The 14,732-nt window shown below is 37.1% G+C and carries 18 protein-coding genes; 4 read left to right on the forward strand and 14 right to left on the reverse strand.

Annotation, left to right across the window (positions count from 1 at the left end; all coding sequences use genetic code 11):
- Positions 1–202: 202 nt before the first annotated feature.
- On the reverse strand, positions 203–892 hold the full coding sequence (gene rplA / locus SMA_RS07870; protein ID WP_006532818.1) for a 50S ribosomal protein L1: 690 nt from the start codon (positions 890–892) through the stop codon (positions 203–205).
- Between the two features lie 154 nt (positions 893–1,046).
- Positions 1,047–1,472 (reverse strand): 50S ribosomal protein L11, encoded by a 426-nt coding sequence (gene rplK, locus SMA_RS07875; RefSeq protein ID WP_003065913.1) that lies wholly within the window; start codon positions 1,470–1,472, stop codon positions 1,047–1,049.
- Between the two features lie 348 nt (positions 1,473–1,820).
- On the opposite strand from rplK, the gene SMA_RS07880 reads away from it, so the two are divergent.
- Complete coding sequence (locus SMA_RS07880; protein ID WP_284675585.1) at positions 1,821–2,171, forward strand: DUF3397 domain-containing protein; 351 nt, start codon at positions 1,821–1,823, stop codon at positions 2,169–2,171.
- A 31-nt stretch (positions 2,172–2,202) separates the two neighbouring features.
- Here SMA_RS07880 and SMA_RS07885 read toward each other — a convergent pair whose 3' ends face one another.
- Complete coding sequence (locus SMA_RS07885; protein WP_014295054.1) at positions 2,203–4,608, reverse strand: DNA translocase FtsK; 2,406 nt, start codon at positions 4,606–4,608, stop codon at positions 2,203–2,205.
- Positions 4,609–4,710: 102 nt separating this feature from the next.
- Between SMA_RS07885 and SMA_RS12210 the strand changes: the two genes are divergently transcribed.
- From SMA_RS12210 to SMA_RS07895, 3 genes are all read left to right on the forward strand, one after another.
- Entirely contained in the window at positions 4,711–4,842 is a 132-nt protein-coding gene (locus SMA_RS12210) for a hypothetical protein (RefSeq protein ID WP_270335682.1), read from the forward strand.
- Positions 4,796–5,632: a peptidylprolyl isomerase gene (locus SMA_RS07890; RefSeq protein ID WP_014295056.1), complete on the forward strand. Its 837-nt coding sequence runs from the start codon at positions 4,796–4,798 to the stop codon at positions 5,630–5,632. Before SMA_RS12210 ends, SMA_RS07890 begins: the two co-directional genes overlap by 47 nt.
- A 152-nt stretch (positions 5,633–5,784) precedes the next feature.
- Positions 5,785–6,435 carry a metal-dependent transcriptional regulator gene (locus SMA_RS07895; RefSeq protein ID WP_014295057.1) on the forward strand — a complete coding sequence of 217 codons (651 nt, stop codon included), beginning with the start codon at positions 5,785–5,787 and terminating at the stop codon, positions 6,433–6,435.
- A gap of 47 nt (positions 6,436–6,482) precedes the next feature.
- On the opposite strand, the gene SMA_RS07900 is transcribed toward SMA_RS07895, so the two are convergent.
- The 11 genes from SMA_RS07900 to SMA_RS07950 all read right to left on the reverse strand — a co-directional run bounded on the left by SMA_RS07900 (position 6,483) and on the right by SMA_RS07950 (position 14,307).
- The gene (locus SMA_RS07900; protein WP_014295058.1) at positions 6,483–7,175 is read right to left on the reverse strand and encodes a 5'-methylthioadenosine/adenosylhomocysteine nucleosidase; all 693 of its coding nucleotides are present in this window, start codon (positions 7,173–7,175) and stop codon (positions 6,483–6,485) included.
- Between the two features lie 83 nt (positions 7,176–7,258).
- Complete coding sequence (gene macP, locus SMA_RS07905; protein WP_014295059.1) at positions 7,259–7,588, reverse strand: cell wall synthase accessory phosphoprotein MacP; 330 nt, start codon at positions 7,586–7,588, stop codon at positions 7,259–7,261.
- 5 nt (positions 7,589–7,593) lie between these two features.
- Entirely contained in the window at positions 7,594–8,142 is a 549-nt protein-coding gene (locus SMA_RS07910; protein ID WP_014295060.1) for an NUDIX hydrolase, read from the reverse strand.
- Between the two features lie 205 nt (positions 8,143–8,347).
- Positions 8,348–9,730 (reverse strand): bifunctional UDP-N-acetylglucosamine diphosphorylase/glucosamine-1-phosphate N-acetyltransferase GlmU, encoded by a 1,383-nt coding sequence (glmU, locus tag SMA_RS07915; protein WP_014295061.1) that lies wholly within the window; start codon positions 9,728–9,730, stop codon positions 8,348–8,350.
- 143 nt (positions 9,731–9,873) lie between these two features.
- Positions 9,874–10,836, reverse strand: coding sequence for a Gfo/Idh/MocA family protein (locus SMA_RS07920; RefSeq protein WP_014295062.1), 963 nt, complete (start codon positions 10,834–10,836; stop codon positions 9,874–9,876).
- A 23-nt stretch (positions 10,837–10,859) separates the two neighbouring features.
- Entirely contained in the window at positions 10,860–11,303 is a 444-nt protein-coding gene (locus SMA_RS07925) for an ASCH domain-containing protein (protein WP_014295063.1), read from the reverse strand.
- 15 nt (positions 11,304–11,318) lie between these two features.
- Positions 11,319–12,020, reverse strand: a complete 702-nt coding sequence (locus tag SMA_RS07930; RefSeq protein WP_014295064.1) for a DUF6994 family protein — start codon at positions 12,018–12,020, stop codon at positions 11,319–11,321.
- A 134-nt stretch (positions 12,021–12,154) separates the two neighbouring features.
- Positions 12,155–12,853, reverse strand: coding sequence for a 3-oxoacyl-ACP reductase (locus tag SMA_RS07935; RefSeq protein ID WP_014295065.1), 699 nt, complete (start codon positions 12,851–12,853; stop codon positions 12,155–12,157).
- Positions 12,846–13,082 (reverse strand): DUF2829 domain-containing protein, encoded by a 237-nt coding sequence (locus tag SMA_RS07940; protein WP_003065964.1) that lies wholly within the window; start codon positions 13,080–13,082, stop codon positions 12,846–12,848. Before SMA_RS07940 ends, SMA_RS07935 begins: the two co-directional genes overlap by 8 nt.
- Positions 13,083–13,151: 69 nt before the next feature.
- On the reverse strand, positions 13,152–13,985 hold the full coding sequence (locus SMA_RS07945; RefSeq protein ID WP_014295066.1) for a hypothetical protein: 834 nt from the start codon (positions 13,983–13,985) through the stop codon (positions 13,152–13,154).
- Positions 13,969–14,307: a PadR family transcriptional regulator gene (locus tag SMA_RS07950; protein ID WP_014295067.1), complete on the reverse strand. Its 339-nt coding sequence runs from the start codon at positions 14,305–14,307 to the stop codon at positions 13,969–13,971. The genes SMA_RS07945 and SMA_RS07950 overlap by 17 nt, the downstream gene beginning before the upstream one ends.
- Positions 14,308–14,732: the final 425 nt, after the last annotated feature.

Raw genomic sequence — 14,732 nt, forward strand, 5'->3', positions numbered from 1 at the left:
GTTACTCCTTCTTTTATCTTTACTATTTTATCATAATTTACCTGTTTTACCTAGCAAAATTCTCTGAATTTTGAAAGATACAAGGTTTCAAAATCATGATGTTACAATGGCAAAATGCTCCCTTTTTTCGTTTTCTACATCACTCACACAGTCCATAAGAAAATCCGTTTCATTGAAACGGATTTTCTGTTGTATTATCACATTAGAATGAACTTGGATCTACTTTGATACCTACACCTTGTGTAGTTGTAATAGACAAGTTAGTCATATATGTACCTTTAGCAGTAGCTGGTTTAGATTTAACCATAACTTCGTGGATAGCTTTGAAGTTTTCAACCAATTTATCTGCATCAAATGATACTTTACCGATGATAGCTTGTACGTTACCTGCTTTATCAGCACGGTAAGTGATTTTACCACCTTTAGATTCTTCAACTGCTTTAGCAACATCCATAGTTACTGTACCAGTTTTAGGGTTTGGCATAAGGTTACGAGGTCCAAGGACACGTCCAAGACGTCCAACAATAGCCATCATGTCTGGTGTAGCGATAACTACGTCAAAGTCAAGCCAACCGTCGTTGATTTTAGCAACAAGGTCATCTTCACCAACGAAGTCTGCACCAGCAGCTTTAGCTTCTTCAGCTTTCGCACCACGTGCAAATACAAGAACACGTTGTGTTTTACCAGTACCGTTTGGCAATACCATTGCACCACGGATTTGTTGGTCTGCTTTACGAACGTCAATGTTAAGTTTATATGCAACTTCTACAGATGCATCAAATTTTGCGAAATTAGTTTCTTTTGCAAGAGCTACAGCTTCTTCTACGCTGTAAGCTTTTGTGCTGTCGATTTTTTCAAGTGCAGCACGCATTTGTTTGCCTTTTTTAGCCATTTAAAATTCTCCTTGTAATGTGGTCATATCGATTTGATTTAAAATCTCCCACGTCACTCATCAAATTACGATGAAGTCTTGCGGGTCTAGCGTGAATTAATCTCAACGGTACAGTGTGGTTACCTCAATTAATCACAGATTGGGTTGCTATTGATTAATCAACAACAGTGAATCCCATAGAACGAGCAGTACCTTCAATCATACGCATTGCAGATTCAATATTTGCAGCGTTTAAGTCTGGCATTTTAGTTTCAGCAATTTCTTGTACTTGTGCACGAGTAACTGTTGCAACTTTAGTTGTGTTAGGTGTTCCTGAACCTTTTTCAACACCTGCAGCTTTTTTCAAAAGAACAGCTGCTGGTGGAGTTTTAGTTACGAAATCAAATGATTTATCTTCATATACTGAGATAACAACTGGGATAATCATGCCAGCTTGATCAGCTGTACGGGCATTAAATTCTTTAGTGAATCCCATAATGTTAATACCTGCTTGACCAAGAGCTGGACCAACTGGCGGAGCTGGTGTAGCTTTACCAGCAGGAATTTGAAGTTTAACAACTTTTTCGACTTTTTTAGCCATTTATAAAATCCTCCTGTTGTGGTTTTGGCGGTAATTAAGATTTTTACCTCCCACAGATATGCTCAATAGCATACTTTAATATTATACATTATTTTTAGGAAAAATCAAGGAATTTATTGCATTTATTTTCTTAAAATTCCTTAATTTGACAAGTTTTATTAACCGTTGTCAATTTTAAGCATTTTCATACTCTTTTCATACATACCATTGATTTTCCTAGTAACATATTTTCGTTCCACATTAAGTTATCAACATCAATTTTTATCAACAAAAAAATCAAACTAAATTTTAGGAAAAGCCTTCTAATTATTTACTTCTTCAAAGTTTCAGTATAAAATATAAGGTATGATGATGTACAAATTATTTTCTTTCTCGTTTGTGTTTTTGACACCAATTTTTGCTTATATTTTAGTGACATTTTTCAAATTAAAACGTTTCGGTATTCTATTTACCGATATTGCTTTTCCAATTTTTGCTTTTGAAATTGGATTGGTGGGAAATAAATTTTTAGGGAGTAGTATTTTCTTTTATTATTTGATTTGTCTGTCACTACTCGCTATTATTTTAACGATAACTTTTCTTAGGAGAAATCATTCTTTTTCATACCGTCGTTTTGGGAAATTTTTCTGGCGTTCTGGTTTTATTTTGACTTTTCTCTTTTACATTATAGTACTAATTTTAATTTTTACAATTGCATAAAAACGCTAGCCTTTGGGCTAACGTTTTTTTATTATGCTTCAGGATTTGGATTAGTCATTAGAACTTTACGTGGTTTTGTTCCCTCGGCTGGTCCGATAACACCTGCGGCTTCCAATTCATCCATTAAACGAGTGGCACGGTTAAATCCAACAGATAAACGACGTTGGAGCATTGAGGCACTCGCTTTTTGTGTTTCAAGTACCAAAGCTTTGGCATCTTCAAAGAGTGGGTCACCTTCTTGGACGCCATCACCAGATTTCAAATCTGATTCAGAAACCTCACCTGGGTCAAAGCTATCATCATAATCTGCGTCAGCTTGGTCTTTAATGAAACCAACAATGCGTTCCACATCATCATCAGAAATGAAAGAGCCTTGCAAGCGGACTGGGTGATTTTCATCAATTGGTTTGAAAAGCATGTCACCACGACCAAGAAGTTTTTCAGCACCATTTTCATCCAAAATGGTACGGCTATCTGTCCCTGATGATACGGCAAAGGCAACACGTGACGGCACATTAGCCTTAATCAAACCACTAATGACGTCAACAGACGGACGTTGTGTGGCAAGGATCATGTGAATACCCGCAGCACGCGCTTTTTGCCCTAGACGAATAATTGCATCTTCCACTTCTTTGCTGGCAACCATCATCAAGTCAGCCAACTCATCAACAATAACTACAATCAATGGTAAAGGAATTTGTTTTTGTTCAGATTGCGCATTAAATTCTTCAACTTTAGCATTGTAGCCTGCGATATTTCGCACCCCAAAATGACTAAAGAGTTCATAACGATTTTCCATTTCATCAACTACTTTTTGAAGTGCTCTTGCTGCCTTACGTGGATTGGTTACTACAGGAATTAGCAAATGCGGAATATCATTATAAACTGACAACTCAACCATTTTAGGGTCAATCATCATGAATTTGACTTGGTCTGGGCGAGCTTTCATCAAGATACTTGCAATAATCCCATTAACGGCAACTGATTTACCAGAACCTGTTGAACCAGCGACAAGCAAGTGTGGCATACGAGCAAGGTCAAAAGTACGTGCTGTCCCGTTAACAGCCTTACCAAGTGGCACTTCCAACAATTTATTAGGGTCTGTATTTGCTTGTTCCCAAAGTTCACGGAAGGTTACCGTTGCAATTTCTGAGTTAGGAACTTCGATACCGACCAACGATTTTCCTGGAATTGGTGCCTCGATACGAACATCTTTAGCGGCAAGTGCAAGTGCCAAATCATCAGCCAAATTTGAAATGCGGTTAACACGCACCCCAACTGCTGGTTTGACTTCGTATTTCGTAACAGACGGTCCAATCTCCGCACGTTCAACTTTGACATCAATACCAAAGCTATTAAACGTATCTTCTAAGACTTTGATATTTCTGCGAACAAGATTTTTTTCCTTAGACTGATTTTTAGGTTTATCTGGTGCAAATAAGTCAATCGTTGGTAATTTATAAAGAAGATTTGCTTTCGCCGTGAAATCAACTTCTAACGGTTCGCCATCATCTTCTTTATCAAGCATAGCTTGCGCAGCTTCTTGCGACGGTGACGCATCCATTGTCGGATAATCTTCAAGTGGTGGTTCTTCTAAGTCGTCCAAAGTGTGGTCATACGCCAAAATTTCAGGTTCAGTAGGTAAGTCATTTTCTGGAAGATTATCAAATAGCGAAGCCTCATTATCAGTAGGAGTCTCTAAAATTTCTCCTGTTTCTTGGTCAACGGTCAATTGAGCCAAGCGTTCTTCTTCTTTCTGAGCTTTTTCCTGACGTTTTTGTTCAGCAAGTGCTTTTTTCTCTTCTCGTTTTACAAAACGTTTTTGCTTTCTAATTTCGTTTTTAGCAGCCCATTCTTGGGATTTTTCTTTAAAGAATTCTACGATATCGTAAACTTCCCACGGACTCATCAAAAAGAGCCCCAAGATGATAAACAACGCCCCGATCAGAAATGTGCCAACATTTGAAAAAAGAAAGGCTACGGGTTTATAAAGAACAGCACCAAGCATTCCTCCACCGACAAACTTGCTTACTTTAAAATTAATAATATCACCATAAAGCAAGCGAGCTGTTGTTGAAAAGACTTCCTTGTCACGATAAGCTGTCAATGAAAATAGGTAAGCATGCCATTCAAGCAACAACCCAATCATTGTCACCACAAAACCACCGACAAACCCTGTCTGTTTATGAAACCATTTAAATCCAATTAAATAGATAAGTACCGCAAACATTAGTAAGTAAGCCAAACTTCCCACCACGAATCTGACAATATTGTAAACTGTGATGCCAAAAATTCCTAGACGAGCAATCGCAAAGAAAAAAATAACAGCTGTCACAATTGCCAAAATAAAACGTTGTAGTGCTTTCTGTCTTTTTATTTCTGCTTTTGTTGGTCGCCGTGATTTACGACCTTTTTTTCTACTTTTTGATTTTGCCATAACCTTATTATAGCATTTTTTAAGCTTTTAGGTTATTTCGATAAAAATATGATAAAATGAAATAACTAGTATCACTTCTATTACTATAAACTTGTGGATAAGTTGATTTCAAATGATGATTATGCACACGTATTATCACCAGAATATCCACAAGCTGTTGATGATTTTGAACTGTTTAGGAGGCAACATGAAAAAATTTTGGTCTTTTGGATTAATGGTATTATGCCTAACTAGTTTATCTGGTTGTGAAAGCATTACACGCGCTATACGTGGCGATGATTATGTCGATGCAAAAATAGCGGCTAGTTCTTCAGAAGTAGCTGCTCCTGCTTCAGCAAGCGCCAGCGCATCCTCATCAAAAGCTTACCAAAAAGAATTAAAGAAAGCTTTGAGCGCCGACAAATCTGCCTTTCCTCAATTATCAACAGACGTCTCAGGTGACGAAGCTGAAGTCATTATGCATACTTCTATGGGAGATATTACCTTAAAACTATTTCCAAAATATGCACCTTTGGCAGTTGAAAATTTCCTCACACACGCCAAAGACGGTTATTATGATGGTCTGCTATTTCACCGTGTGATTTCAGATTTCATGATTCAATCAGGTGACCCTAACGGAGATGGCACAGGTGGTCAATCTATCTGGAATGGTAAAGACAAGAGTATCGACTCAGGGAACGGATTTGTCAATGAAATCTCACCCTACCTCTATAATATTCGTGGCGCTCTTGCCATGGCAAATGCTGGTGCTGATACCAACGGTAGCCAATTTTTCATCAACCAAAATTCAGATGACCAATCAAGCCAACTCTCATCAGATAATTATCCTCAATCGATTATTGATGCTTATGCCAACGGCGGTAACCCAAGCTTAGATAAAAACTATACTGTCTTTGGACAAGTTATTGATGGCATGGATGTGGTTGATAAAATCGCTGTGGTTGACACTGATGACAATGATAAACCAACGACTGATGTTACCATCACAAGCATTGAGGTCGTGAAAGACTACGATTTTGATTAATGAATTGATCCTCAAATAATTAAAAAATCAAGCTAGGATAGCCTGCCTTGGTTTTTTGCTTGCCTTTTTATTAAAATCATTCCGCTAAAACACCCAATCCCCCAAGAAAAACAGATTTTTTGCTATAATATAAGAACAGAAAGCGAGACGATATGACGCCAAATAAAGAAGATTACTTAAAATGTATTCATGAACTTGGAAAAAACAGAACTAAAATCACGAACAAACGCATTGCTGAATTAATGAAAGTATCTGCGCCAGCTGTTTCTGAAATGGTCAAAAAAATGATTACCGATGATCTCATTGTCAAAGATAAAGCACTTGGTTACTACCTGACCAAAAAAGGCTTGCTTTTGGTTTCAGAACTTTACCGAAAACACCGTTTAATAGAAGTTTTTCTAGCCAACCATCTTCACTACAATGCTGATGAAATTCACCAAGAAGCTGAAGTTTTAGAACACACGGTTTCTACCATTTTTATCGATCGTTTGGAAGAAAATCTTAATTTTCCCGCATTTTGTCCGCACGGTGGAACAATTCCAAAAAAGGGGGAGTTTTTAGTAGAAATTCATCATCAAACGCTTAGTCAAATTGAAACATTGGGAACTTACAAAATCAGTCGCACGCACGACGAAGCTCATTTACTAAACTACCTTGAAGAACATGAGTTGACCATCAATGATGTCGTCGAGTTGGTAAAAGTCGATGACTATGCCAAAACGCACACACTCGCCTACCACTCACGACAATTGCTTATCCCAGAAAGAATTGCTGAACAAATTTATGTTGAAAAAGTTGATTAAGTGATCTATACAAAATATCCCGAGACAAATTGCCTCAGGATGTTTTTTTATGCTAATTTTTCCAAGAATGCCATTAAAATCTTAGCAGATTGTTTACCAGCTTCGATGATAAATTCATCAAATGTAATATTGGCATCATGAGCTGCTGTATCAGACATGGCACGAACAACGATAAATGGTTTTTTCAAACTGTGGGCAGCTTGCGCAATCGCAGCACCTTCCATTTCAACAGCTTGAACTTCTGGAAATGCTGCTTTAATGGCATCAATTTTATCTTGTCCAGCGATAAAAGAATCCCCAGTTGCAATCAAACCAATTTTACTAGCGACGTTAGCTTTGTTTAAGACTTGTTCAAAAGTGTCAATAAAGCCTTTGTCTGACTCAAAGTAAAGAGGTTGCATTGACATTTGACCATAATCGTAGCCAAAAGCTGTTAAATCAACGTCATGATAAACTAATTTATCGGCAACGACAACATCACCAATATTTAAACCCGTAGCAACAGCACCAGCTGACCCTGTGTTAATAAGAGCATCAACACCAAAATGATCGGCAAGAACAGCTACAGACATCGCCGACATCACCTTTCCAATACCTGATTGGACAAGAACAACATCATGATTTCCAAGTTTACCTTCATAATAAGTATTCCCTAGAACTTGATGTTCAACTTTGTTTTCCAAATGTTCCACAAGAAGCTTTAATTCCTGCTCCATTGCTGCAATAATTCCAATTTTCATCACAAAAATACAAGAGTTTTCAACTAAGATGATACTCCAAGTTAGTTTTCTAACTCTTGCTTACTCCTTCTTAACTTTTTTAATTAGAGATTAAACACCGCGAAAAAGAGTGCAATCAATAAAACAATAACCACAAACATGATTAGATTAAGTTTTCGTTGAAACTTGCTACGTTTAGCATTTTCAATGCGACGACTTTTATAAACGTATTGGTCTTTTTTCTTACGATCTTTCCATTTATCCAGAAATCCTTGGTTTTTTTCTTCCTCTTCTTCATATGGCACAATGGTATCATAAAGGTCTGTACGGATAACTTTTGTCTCCTCGTCATCTTCTAGATACTGGTCATCATAAAAAATTTCACCATGGTTAGCACGTTCGATTATCTCGTCTGTTAAAAGTGGTTTTCCCATTTTGTCTATCCTCCAAAATGCAGAGCATAATATTGAAGGGCTATGATTGTTTTAGCATCTTCAATAGCTCCAGATTTCACCAAATCCATACATTCTTGATAGGTTAATTCAAGAATTTCTAAGACCTCGTCATCATCTTGCGGACGTGGATTTGGCACTTTTTGCAAATGAGTTGCTTGATATAGCTTAATTTTTTCATTGCAAAAACCAATAGCAGTATAAAACTCATGAATTTGTTTTAAATCGCCAGAGTATCCTGTTTCCTCTTCTAATTCACGCGCAGCGGCATCTTGTTCAGACCCGTTTTCACCAATTTCGAGTTTGCCTGCTGGAATTTCGTAAGAAATTTTTTCGATTGCCTTGCGATATTGCTTAACCAGAATAATTTTATTCTCATCAGTCACCGCTAAAATAGCAACAGCTCCTCGGTGAAAAATGAGTTCTCGTTTAGCTTGACCTAAATCATTTGGTAATTCGACATCGTCAACAACAACTTTAAAAATATGCCCATCAAAAATCTCTGTTCGTTTGAGCGTTTTTTCTTCAAAATCCATACTAAGCATTCTCCCTAAAGATATTTCCAAATTAGATTTTACTACAAAATAGGAAGGAATGCCATTCTTACACGGTTAATTGCCATAATGTCTCTAAAAAATCATAAAAAAGAGATCAAATCAAGTTAATGCTGTCCCCTGAATATAAGTAAAAATTGCCCATGCTTAGAGTACAGCTTAATGATTTAAACCTCCTAAAATATGCTTACTTTTTATTGTTTGGGTGGTGTGGTTTGTTAAGGGCATAGCCTGCTTTGTTAACTTGACGACTACGTCCAATCGCTAAAGCATCTTTTTCAACGTCATCAGAAATCGTTGAACCTGCTGCTGTCAAAGCGTTATCTCCCAAAGTAACTGGTGCAATGATCGTTGAATTACTTCCAACAAACACATTGTTACCAATGGTTGTTTTAAATTTATGTTGACCATCATAGTTGGCAATGATTGTACCAGCACCAAAATTAACTTCGCTTCCAACGGTCGCATTACCAATGTATGTCAAATGTCCTGCTTTAGTATCTTCACCAACGATAGATGATTTTACTTCAACAAAGTTACCAATGTGGACATTTTTTTCAAGCGTTGAATCTGGGCGAACATGGGCAAACGGTCCAATGGTTACACCATCTTTAACAACAGATTGTTCAATCATTGAGTTTGTGATAACGACATTTTCACCAATTGTTGCATCAACAAGATAAGTACCATTTGTCAAGACAGAACCTGAACCAACTTTAGTATTCCCTTTGAGGGTAACGTTGGCTTCAATCATCACATCAGGTGCAATCTCAACGTCAACATCAATGTAAGTTGCTGATGGATTTTGGAAAGTCACACCGTTGACCATGTGTTTTTTGTTGATACGACGACGCATAATGTCTTCTGCTGTCGCCAGTGCCACACGGTCATTAACACCAAGACTTTCATCAAAATCATGAAGCACGTAAGCTCCGACTTTTTCACCATTATTGCGGAAAATTGAAATGACATCAGTCAAATAATATTCCCCTTGGGCGTTGTTAGTGTTGATATTTTTAAGCGCTTCAAAAAGGCGTTTATTGTCAAAGACATAAGTTCCTGTGTTGATTTCTTTGACTTGACGTTCAAATTCAGAAGCGTCTTTTTGTTCAACGATTTTAAGCACTTCGCCGTTTTCATTACGAATGATACGTCCGTAACCAAATGGATTTTCGGCTGTCGCTGTTAAAATTGTGGCAACGTTTTTGTGGCTAACATGAAAATCAATTAATTCTTTCAAGCTTTCTCCAGTGATAAGCGGTGTATCACCAGCGATAACAAGGGTCTGACCTTCAAGACCAGCCAATTCATCTTCTGCCATCATGACCGCATGACCAGTTCCGAGTTGTTCTGTTTGCATGACAAATTCTGATTTATCAGCTAAAACCTCACGAACCATTTCGGCTTTATGCCCAATGACCGTCACATTTTTTTCTGGATTCAAAGCTGATACGGCACGAAAAACGTGTTCTAACATTGTAATGCCAGAAACTTTATGAAGGACTTTTGGCAAGTCAGATTTCATACGTGTTCCCTTACCAGCAGCTAAAATAATTGCATAATTTGACATAACTAATTCCTTAAAAAATAGAGTAGTTCTGTGGGATAAACAAAGTTACATTCCTTTATTTTTCTCACACAAGCTACTCCATTATATCACATTTACTTATTTTGAGCTTAATTTTATGGCAATCAAGGTGCACATTCTAACCATTACAAGCTGTTAACAGCTGCATCCAAAACTTCCATAACGGCACGGCTATGCTCAAGCGCCAATTTTGTAGCCGTCATGTCCTCTTGCTCGATAATGGCTTGGAAAGCAACAAATTCATCGTGCATACGGTGATTTAGGGTGTTTTCATTAATCATTGTCATGCTTTGATCATTCAGGCTTAAAGCTAATTCTGGCAAGGTATTCGTAGCGCCGATAATAGCAATTGAGCCTTTATTGCCTTGAATCGTTGATTTAATCTCTGCTGCACAATCTTTGGCACCGATACAAGCAGCTTTAAAGTGACCATAATCCATGATTAGGATACCTGAGGTATCCACACCACGTTCCATATTTGCCAAATACTGTACTTTTTCAGGTTTACCAAATAAGCCAATTACCAAATGAATGTTGTAAATATTAAGATCACGCAGTGCTCCACCACCTTTTTCTGGGTCAAACGCAGGCGCAATCTCGCCACGTTTGAAAGCATCGTAACGTGAAGAATACTGTGAATAATTACATTCAACGATTTTGATATCACCAAGCTTAGTCAGATTGTCTTTAATAGCTGCAAAATTGCCAAGGTACTGATTGGTAATAGCTTCTAACAAAATACGATTGTTCTGATCTGCTATTTTTGCCAAATCTTCAAATTCTGCTAAAGTCAATGTAAATGGCTTTTCACAGATGACGTGTTTCCCAGCAAGAAGTGCTTTTTTAGCATAATCATAGTGCAAGTGGTTTGGAAGTGCCACATAAACGGTGTCAACGTCTGGATTTGCCAAAATGCTATCATAATCGCTACTTGCTTGAGAAATGCCGTAAATTTCAGCGAGTTTTTGTGCCTTTTCAAGACTTCGTGGTGTTGATAAAATAGCACTTAACTCAATGCCATTGATTTCTTTTAAAACGGGTAACACTTCGTCAACAATTTTTCCTGTTCCTAAAATGGCTAATTTCATGAATTTCCTCCTATCATATCTTGCTAAACTGTGGGATAAACCACTTCAAATTCTTCTAAAACAATTAAGCTTTCTGGTGTGAATGTCAGCCCATATTCTTTAAAATAAGGTTTAAAAAATGCTTCGTGAGCATCTCGCCAATAATCAAGCGATTTATCACCCTCGCCTTCTTTGAAAGCATGCTTCTCCGAGACTTCCTTGAAAGGGGCGAGGGAAACTTTCTTGATTTGAATAATACAAACTGCTTGGTCTTTGCTATCTAAAACCACATCGTATGAGCCAACCTCTGGTAGTGGATCGTTATCAACAGCATATAAATCGTAAGCTGATGCCGTCGCCGTTTTTGTTCCCTCAAGGACTAATTGTGCTAACAAATCAGCTTCCGCACCAAATTGCCAAGCGTCAATGTCATCTCCGATTGAAGAATTGATTTTCTTATACTTGTTCCAAAGCTCTTGTGCGTTCATAATTTTCTCCAAATTTTAAATAAATTTTCCTTCAACGTTCAACTGTAACATATTTTCTATGTATGTCTCTATCGTTCCTTTTACTTCTTTTCGACTGTATATTCTATCTATAATTTTTGCTTGTCCCTTACTGATATCTAAGACATTATAATCAGTATCGACAAATGCATTAAGTTGCATCCTATCAATAAAATCTGAGAAATTTTTAAACCGCTTTAACCAGATTACTGTCGTCTCTCTTTGATATACCAAAGCCATTGGAGTGTTTTGACCTTCAAAATAGCACTTTAAATCAAATAACAAACAATCTATTCTATCAAGATATCTACTATATCGATAAGTATTAATAGTCGGAGCCTTATGCTTAGGCCACAAAAAATGTAGATTTAAATTTGAACGAACACGCTCATAATCAACTATCCACTCTTCATAATTATTGTTACGAAAATCAACTAATTGTTTTCTTCCACAGATAATATCTGCCGCTAAACGAATTTTTTGTCCTTCAACTTCTTCTACTAGATAGTTTTTACGGGCTAATAAATCAAATTTTCTCCCTAGCTCCTGATAAAGAGAAGCGTCACAATCATCAGGATCTTCATATAAACTTGAAAAAATTTTATCAACACAATCATAATCATTTTCCTTTAAATAGGAATAGTAGTCACTCCGATAAAATGCATTGAAATGATTTATATTTTCTTTATAAACTCTCATACATCTCCCCCATTAATAGTTTAATAAATCATAATCAGTATTAAAATCTCTTTTCCATCTTTCAAAAATTAAATTACTTAATTTTTGGATCCATAAAGAAACCTTTGATAAAATTCCTAGAACCGTCCTCTCACCTATTTCAAACTCCAGCCGCCGTCGATTTTTATGATTTCTCCTTGCATGGAGTTTGCTTTGCCTGAGGCTAAAAATTCTGTCAAATCAGCGATTTCTTCGGGATTACTCCAACGTCCGATTGGTGTTTCTTGGGCTACCCAGTCAGCTAATCCTCCAGGTTCAAAATCACTAGCTGTCATAGCTGTCTTAACCGCACCTGGTGCAATACCAAAAATTTGAATCTTATCCTTAGCATAGTCAAGTGCCAGCTGGCGCGTGAAGCCTGCAAGAGCGTGTTTACTAGCGGTGTAAGCTGCTCCGCCACCACCTGCTATAAATGACGCAATTGAGCACATGTTGATGATGATACCAGATTTTCGTTCCACCATTTTGGCTAAATAGTGGCGTGTAATTTTGACTGTCGCAAAGAAATTGGTCTGAAAAACACGTTCCAATTCGTCGTCTGAAACTTCAAGCAAAGGCTTGTAAGCGTCGAGAATTCCAGCGGTGTTACACAAGATATCCACGTCTTGAACAAAATCGTACAGCGCAGCTAAATCCGTTGTCAAGTCCAACTGTAAGAAATGAAAGTTGTCATCTTGAATCTGAGGCGCTTGCGATTTGTCAACGCCATATACCGCGCAGCTATTTTTCAAAAAAAGTCGTGCTTGTGCGAGTCCAATGCCAGAACTAACGCCTGTGATGAGAACTTTAGTCATGGACTTCAACCCAATCAGTCGCTAGAACGTCACATGGGGTCGGCGACCACATAGAAAAGCCTTCACCGTCACCTGAAACGTTGATGAGAAAATACGGTGTCACTGGTAATGCCACGCCATTTTGCTCAAGCGTGTCAAATAGCTGAACGTAATTTTCAGCGCCACCCCAGCCTGTGCGGACATATTTTTTCTTAGCCTTTAAACCAGGCAAAATTTCTTCAAAAGTCATTTCTTTCTCCTTGATTTTACTAAGTCTAGTATATCAAAAAACGAGCTCGTAAGCTCGTTTGCTTCTTAATTAAATATCTTTTTTCATCAATAGGTATGACTGACGATAAAAAGTGATAAGACCAAGGAAAGTAACGAACAATGGTAAAATGGTCACTACAAAGACATTAGTTAATTGAAAAGCATTCGCTGAAAATCTGATAATACCGCATAGAAAAAAGGCAATCAGAGGTGCAATAAATGTCCTTGTGACTTGGTCTCTTCTACAAAAAATAATACCCAATCCGCAAAGAAGCGCAGCAAGAGCTAGACTGATAATCGTAGGTAATATTATTCTTGGACCTATCACCCAGGCTTCAAGTTTAATTTTTAGAAAAATGAGGACAATAAACATTAGTATTAGAGCAAGAAGAGCTCCGTATTTAATTACTCTATTTTTCAAAAAGGTAAAGCAATAGACGTTTCTTTTAAAGATGTAAAAAATAAAACAAACACCAAGTACACCGAAGAGGATATCACTCAAATAACCAACTAAGTTCAAAGTAACCAGTCCATGCGAGGCAAAATCACTCAAAAAACGGAAATAGCACAAAATACCAACGATTATTCCTAAAAGTTTAGCAAGACTTAATTTAGTGGCTACATTAGATTCTTTAATCAGGTTATCCACCATTTGCTTCGGTTCATCCCCAAAATAATCCACAGCAGAAACGCCATCGGCTTCAGCTGCTTTCAGATCCAAAGCTAGTTGAAGAATAAGCTGGCGAATAGCAATTTCATCTCTAAAGAAACTTGAAAATATCATATATTCTTGAATTTTTTCAAAAAAGTCTCTATTCTCGGGCTTTAAACTAACAATGATGTCTTCTGTTTGGTGATAGTAATTATTAAGAGTATTTTGCATTCGTTCTATCCTTCTCTAAATTTGAAACCTTATTTACTAATCCATGCCATTCATCCCAAAAATCTCCTAAAAACCTTTCTCCTTTTACCGTTATTTGAAAATATTTTCGTGGTGGACCATCTGGAGAAGGTTTCATAAATGACGTAATCATTTCCTTCTTCTCCAATTTTTGCAAAAGTGGATAGACCGTTCCTGCAACAATATTGGTAAAACCAGCCGCTTTTAATCGCTGAACCAATTCATAGCCATAAATATCTTCTTTGGCAATGATTTGAAGAACACAACCGTCTAATACCCCTTTTAGCAACTGTGTTTCGCGCATACCAACCTCCCTCTTTTTTAACTAGTATGTATTACAAACTAGTTGATTTACTATAATTGTAATACATTTTCACTATTATGTAAAACAAAATAGTGAAAATAAAAAAATCAACCCAAGATAGGTTGATTATAGATGTTGACAAAGCTACTTTTTACTAGAAATAAGTTACAAAAAATTATTATTTCTAGTTAATTTCAGAATTATTTGTGAGTAAAGCGAACACAAAAGCGATACTTCCTTCCGTGGTGAAAATGGCTGAAATATTAATAAAATCAGCCATCCGTAAGTTTCGAGGGAGTGGTACAGAATCCCAATATTCATAGTTCGTTGTATCACCTCCGAACAGTTGACTAGGTTAGTCGCAATTTTGCGAAGCAAAATGAGAACTGCCAGTTAACCACTACGACTCTTAGGAATTCCTTGGA

Source organism: Streptococcus macedonicus ACA-DC 198 (genome assembly GCA_000283635.1).
Lineage (GTDB): Bacteria > Bacillota > Bacilli > Lactobacillales > Streptococcaceae > Streptococcus > Streptococcus macedonicus.

Coding starts and splice junctions, on each gene's coding strand:
- rplA (WP_006532818.1), bottom strand. CDS start 892: ATGGCTAAAAAAGGCAAACAAATGCGTGCTGCACTTGAAAAAATCGAC.
- rplK (WP_003065913.1), bottom strand. CDS start 1,472: ATGGCTAAAAAAGTCGAAAAAGTTGTTAAACTTCAAATTCCTGCTGGT.
- SMA_RS07880 (WP_284675585.1), top strand. CDS start 1,821: ATGATGTACAAATTATTTTCTTTCTCGTTTGTGTTTTTGACACCAATT.
- SMA_RS07885 (WP_014295054.1), bottom strand. CDS start 4,608: ATGGCAAAATCAAAAAGTAGAAAAAAAGGTCGTAAATCACGGCGACCA.
- SMA_RS07890 (WP_014295056.1), top strand. CDS start 4,796: ATGAAAAAATTTTGGTCTTTTGGATTAATGGTATTATGCCTAACTAGT.
- SMA_RS07895 (WP_014295057.1), top strand. CDS start 5,785: ATGACGCCAAATAAAGAAGATTACTTAAAATGTATTCATGAACTTGGA.
- SMA_RS07900 (WP_014295058.1), bottom strand. CDS start 7,175: ATGAAAATTGGAATTATTGCAGCAATGGAGCAGGAATTAAAGCTTCTT.
- macP (WP_014295059.1), bottom strand. CDS start 7,588: ATGGGAAAACCACTTTTAACAGACGAGATAATCGAACGTGCTAACCAT.
- SMA_RS07910 (WP_014295060.1), bottom strand. CDS start 8,142: ATGGATTTTGAAGAAAAAACGCTCAAACGAACAGAGATTTTTGATGGG.
- glmU (WP_014295061.1), bottom strand. CDS start 9,730: ATGTCAAATTATGCAATTATTTTAGCTGCTGGTAAGGGAACACGTATG.
- SMA_RS07920 (WP_014295062.1), bottom strand. CDS start 10,836: ATGAAATTAGCCATTTTAGGAACAGGAAAAATTGTTGACGAAGTGTTA.
- SMA_RS07925 (WP_014295063.1), bottom strand. CDS start 11,303: ATGAACGCACAAGAGCTTTGGAACAAGTATAAGAAAATCAATTCTTCA.
- SMA_RS07930 (WP_014295064.1), bottom strand. CDS start 12,020: ATGAGAGTTTATAAAGAAAATATAAATCATTTCAATGCATTTTATCGG.
- SMA_RS07935 (WP_014295065.1), bottom strand. CDS start 12,853: ATGACTAAAGTTCTCATCACAGGCGTTAGTTCTGGCATTGGACTCGCA.
- SMA_RS07940 (WP_003065964.1), bottom strand. CDS start 13,082: ATGACTTTTGAAGAAATTTTGCCTGGTTTAAAGGCTAAGAAAAAATAT.
- SMA_RS07945 (WP_014295066.1), bottom strand. CDS start 13,985: ATGCAAAATACTCTTAATAATTACTATCACCAAACAGAAGACATCATT.
- SMA_RS07950 (WP_014295067.1), bottom strand. CDS start 14,307: ATGCGCGAAACACAGTTGCTAAAAGGGGTATTAGACGGTTGTGTTCTT.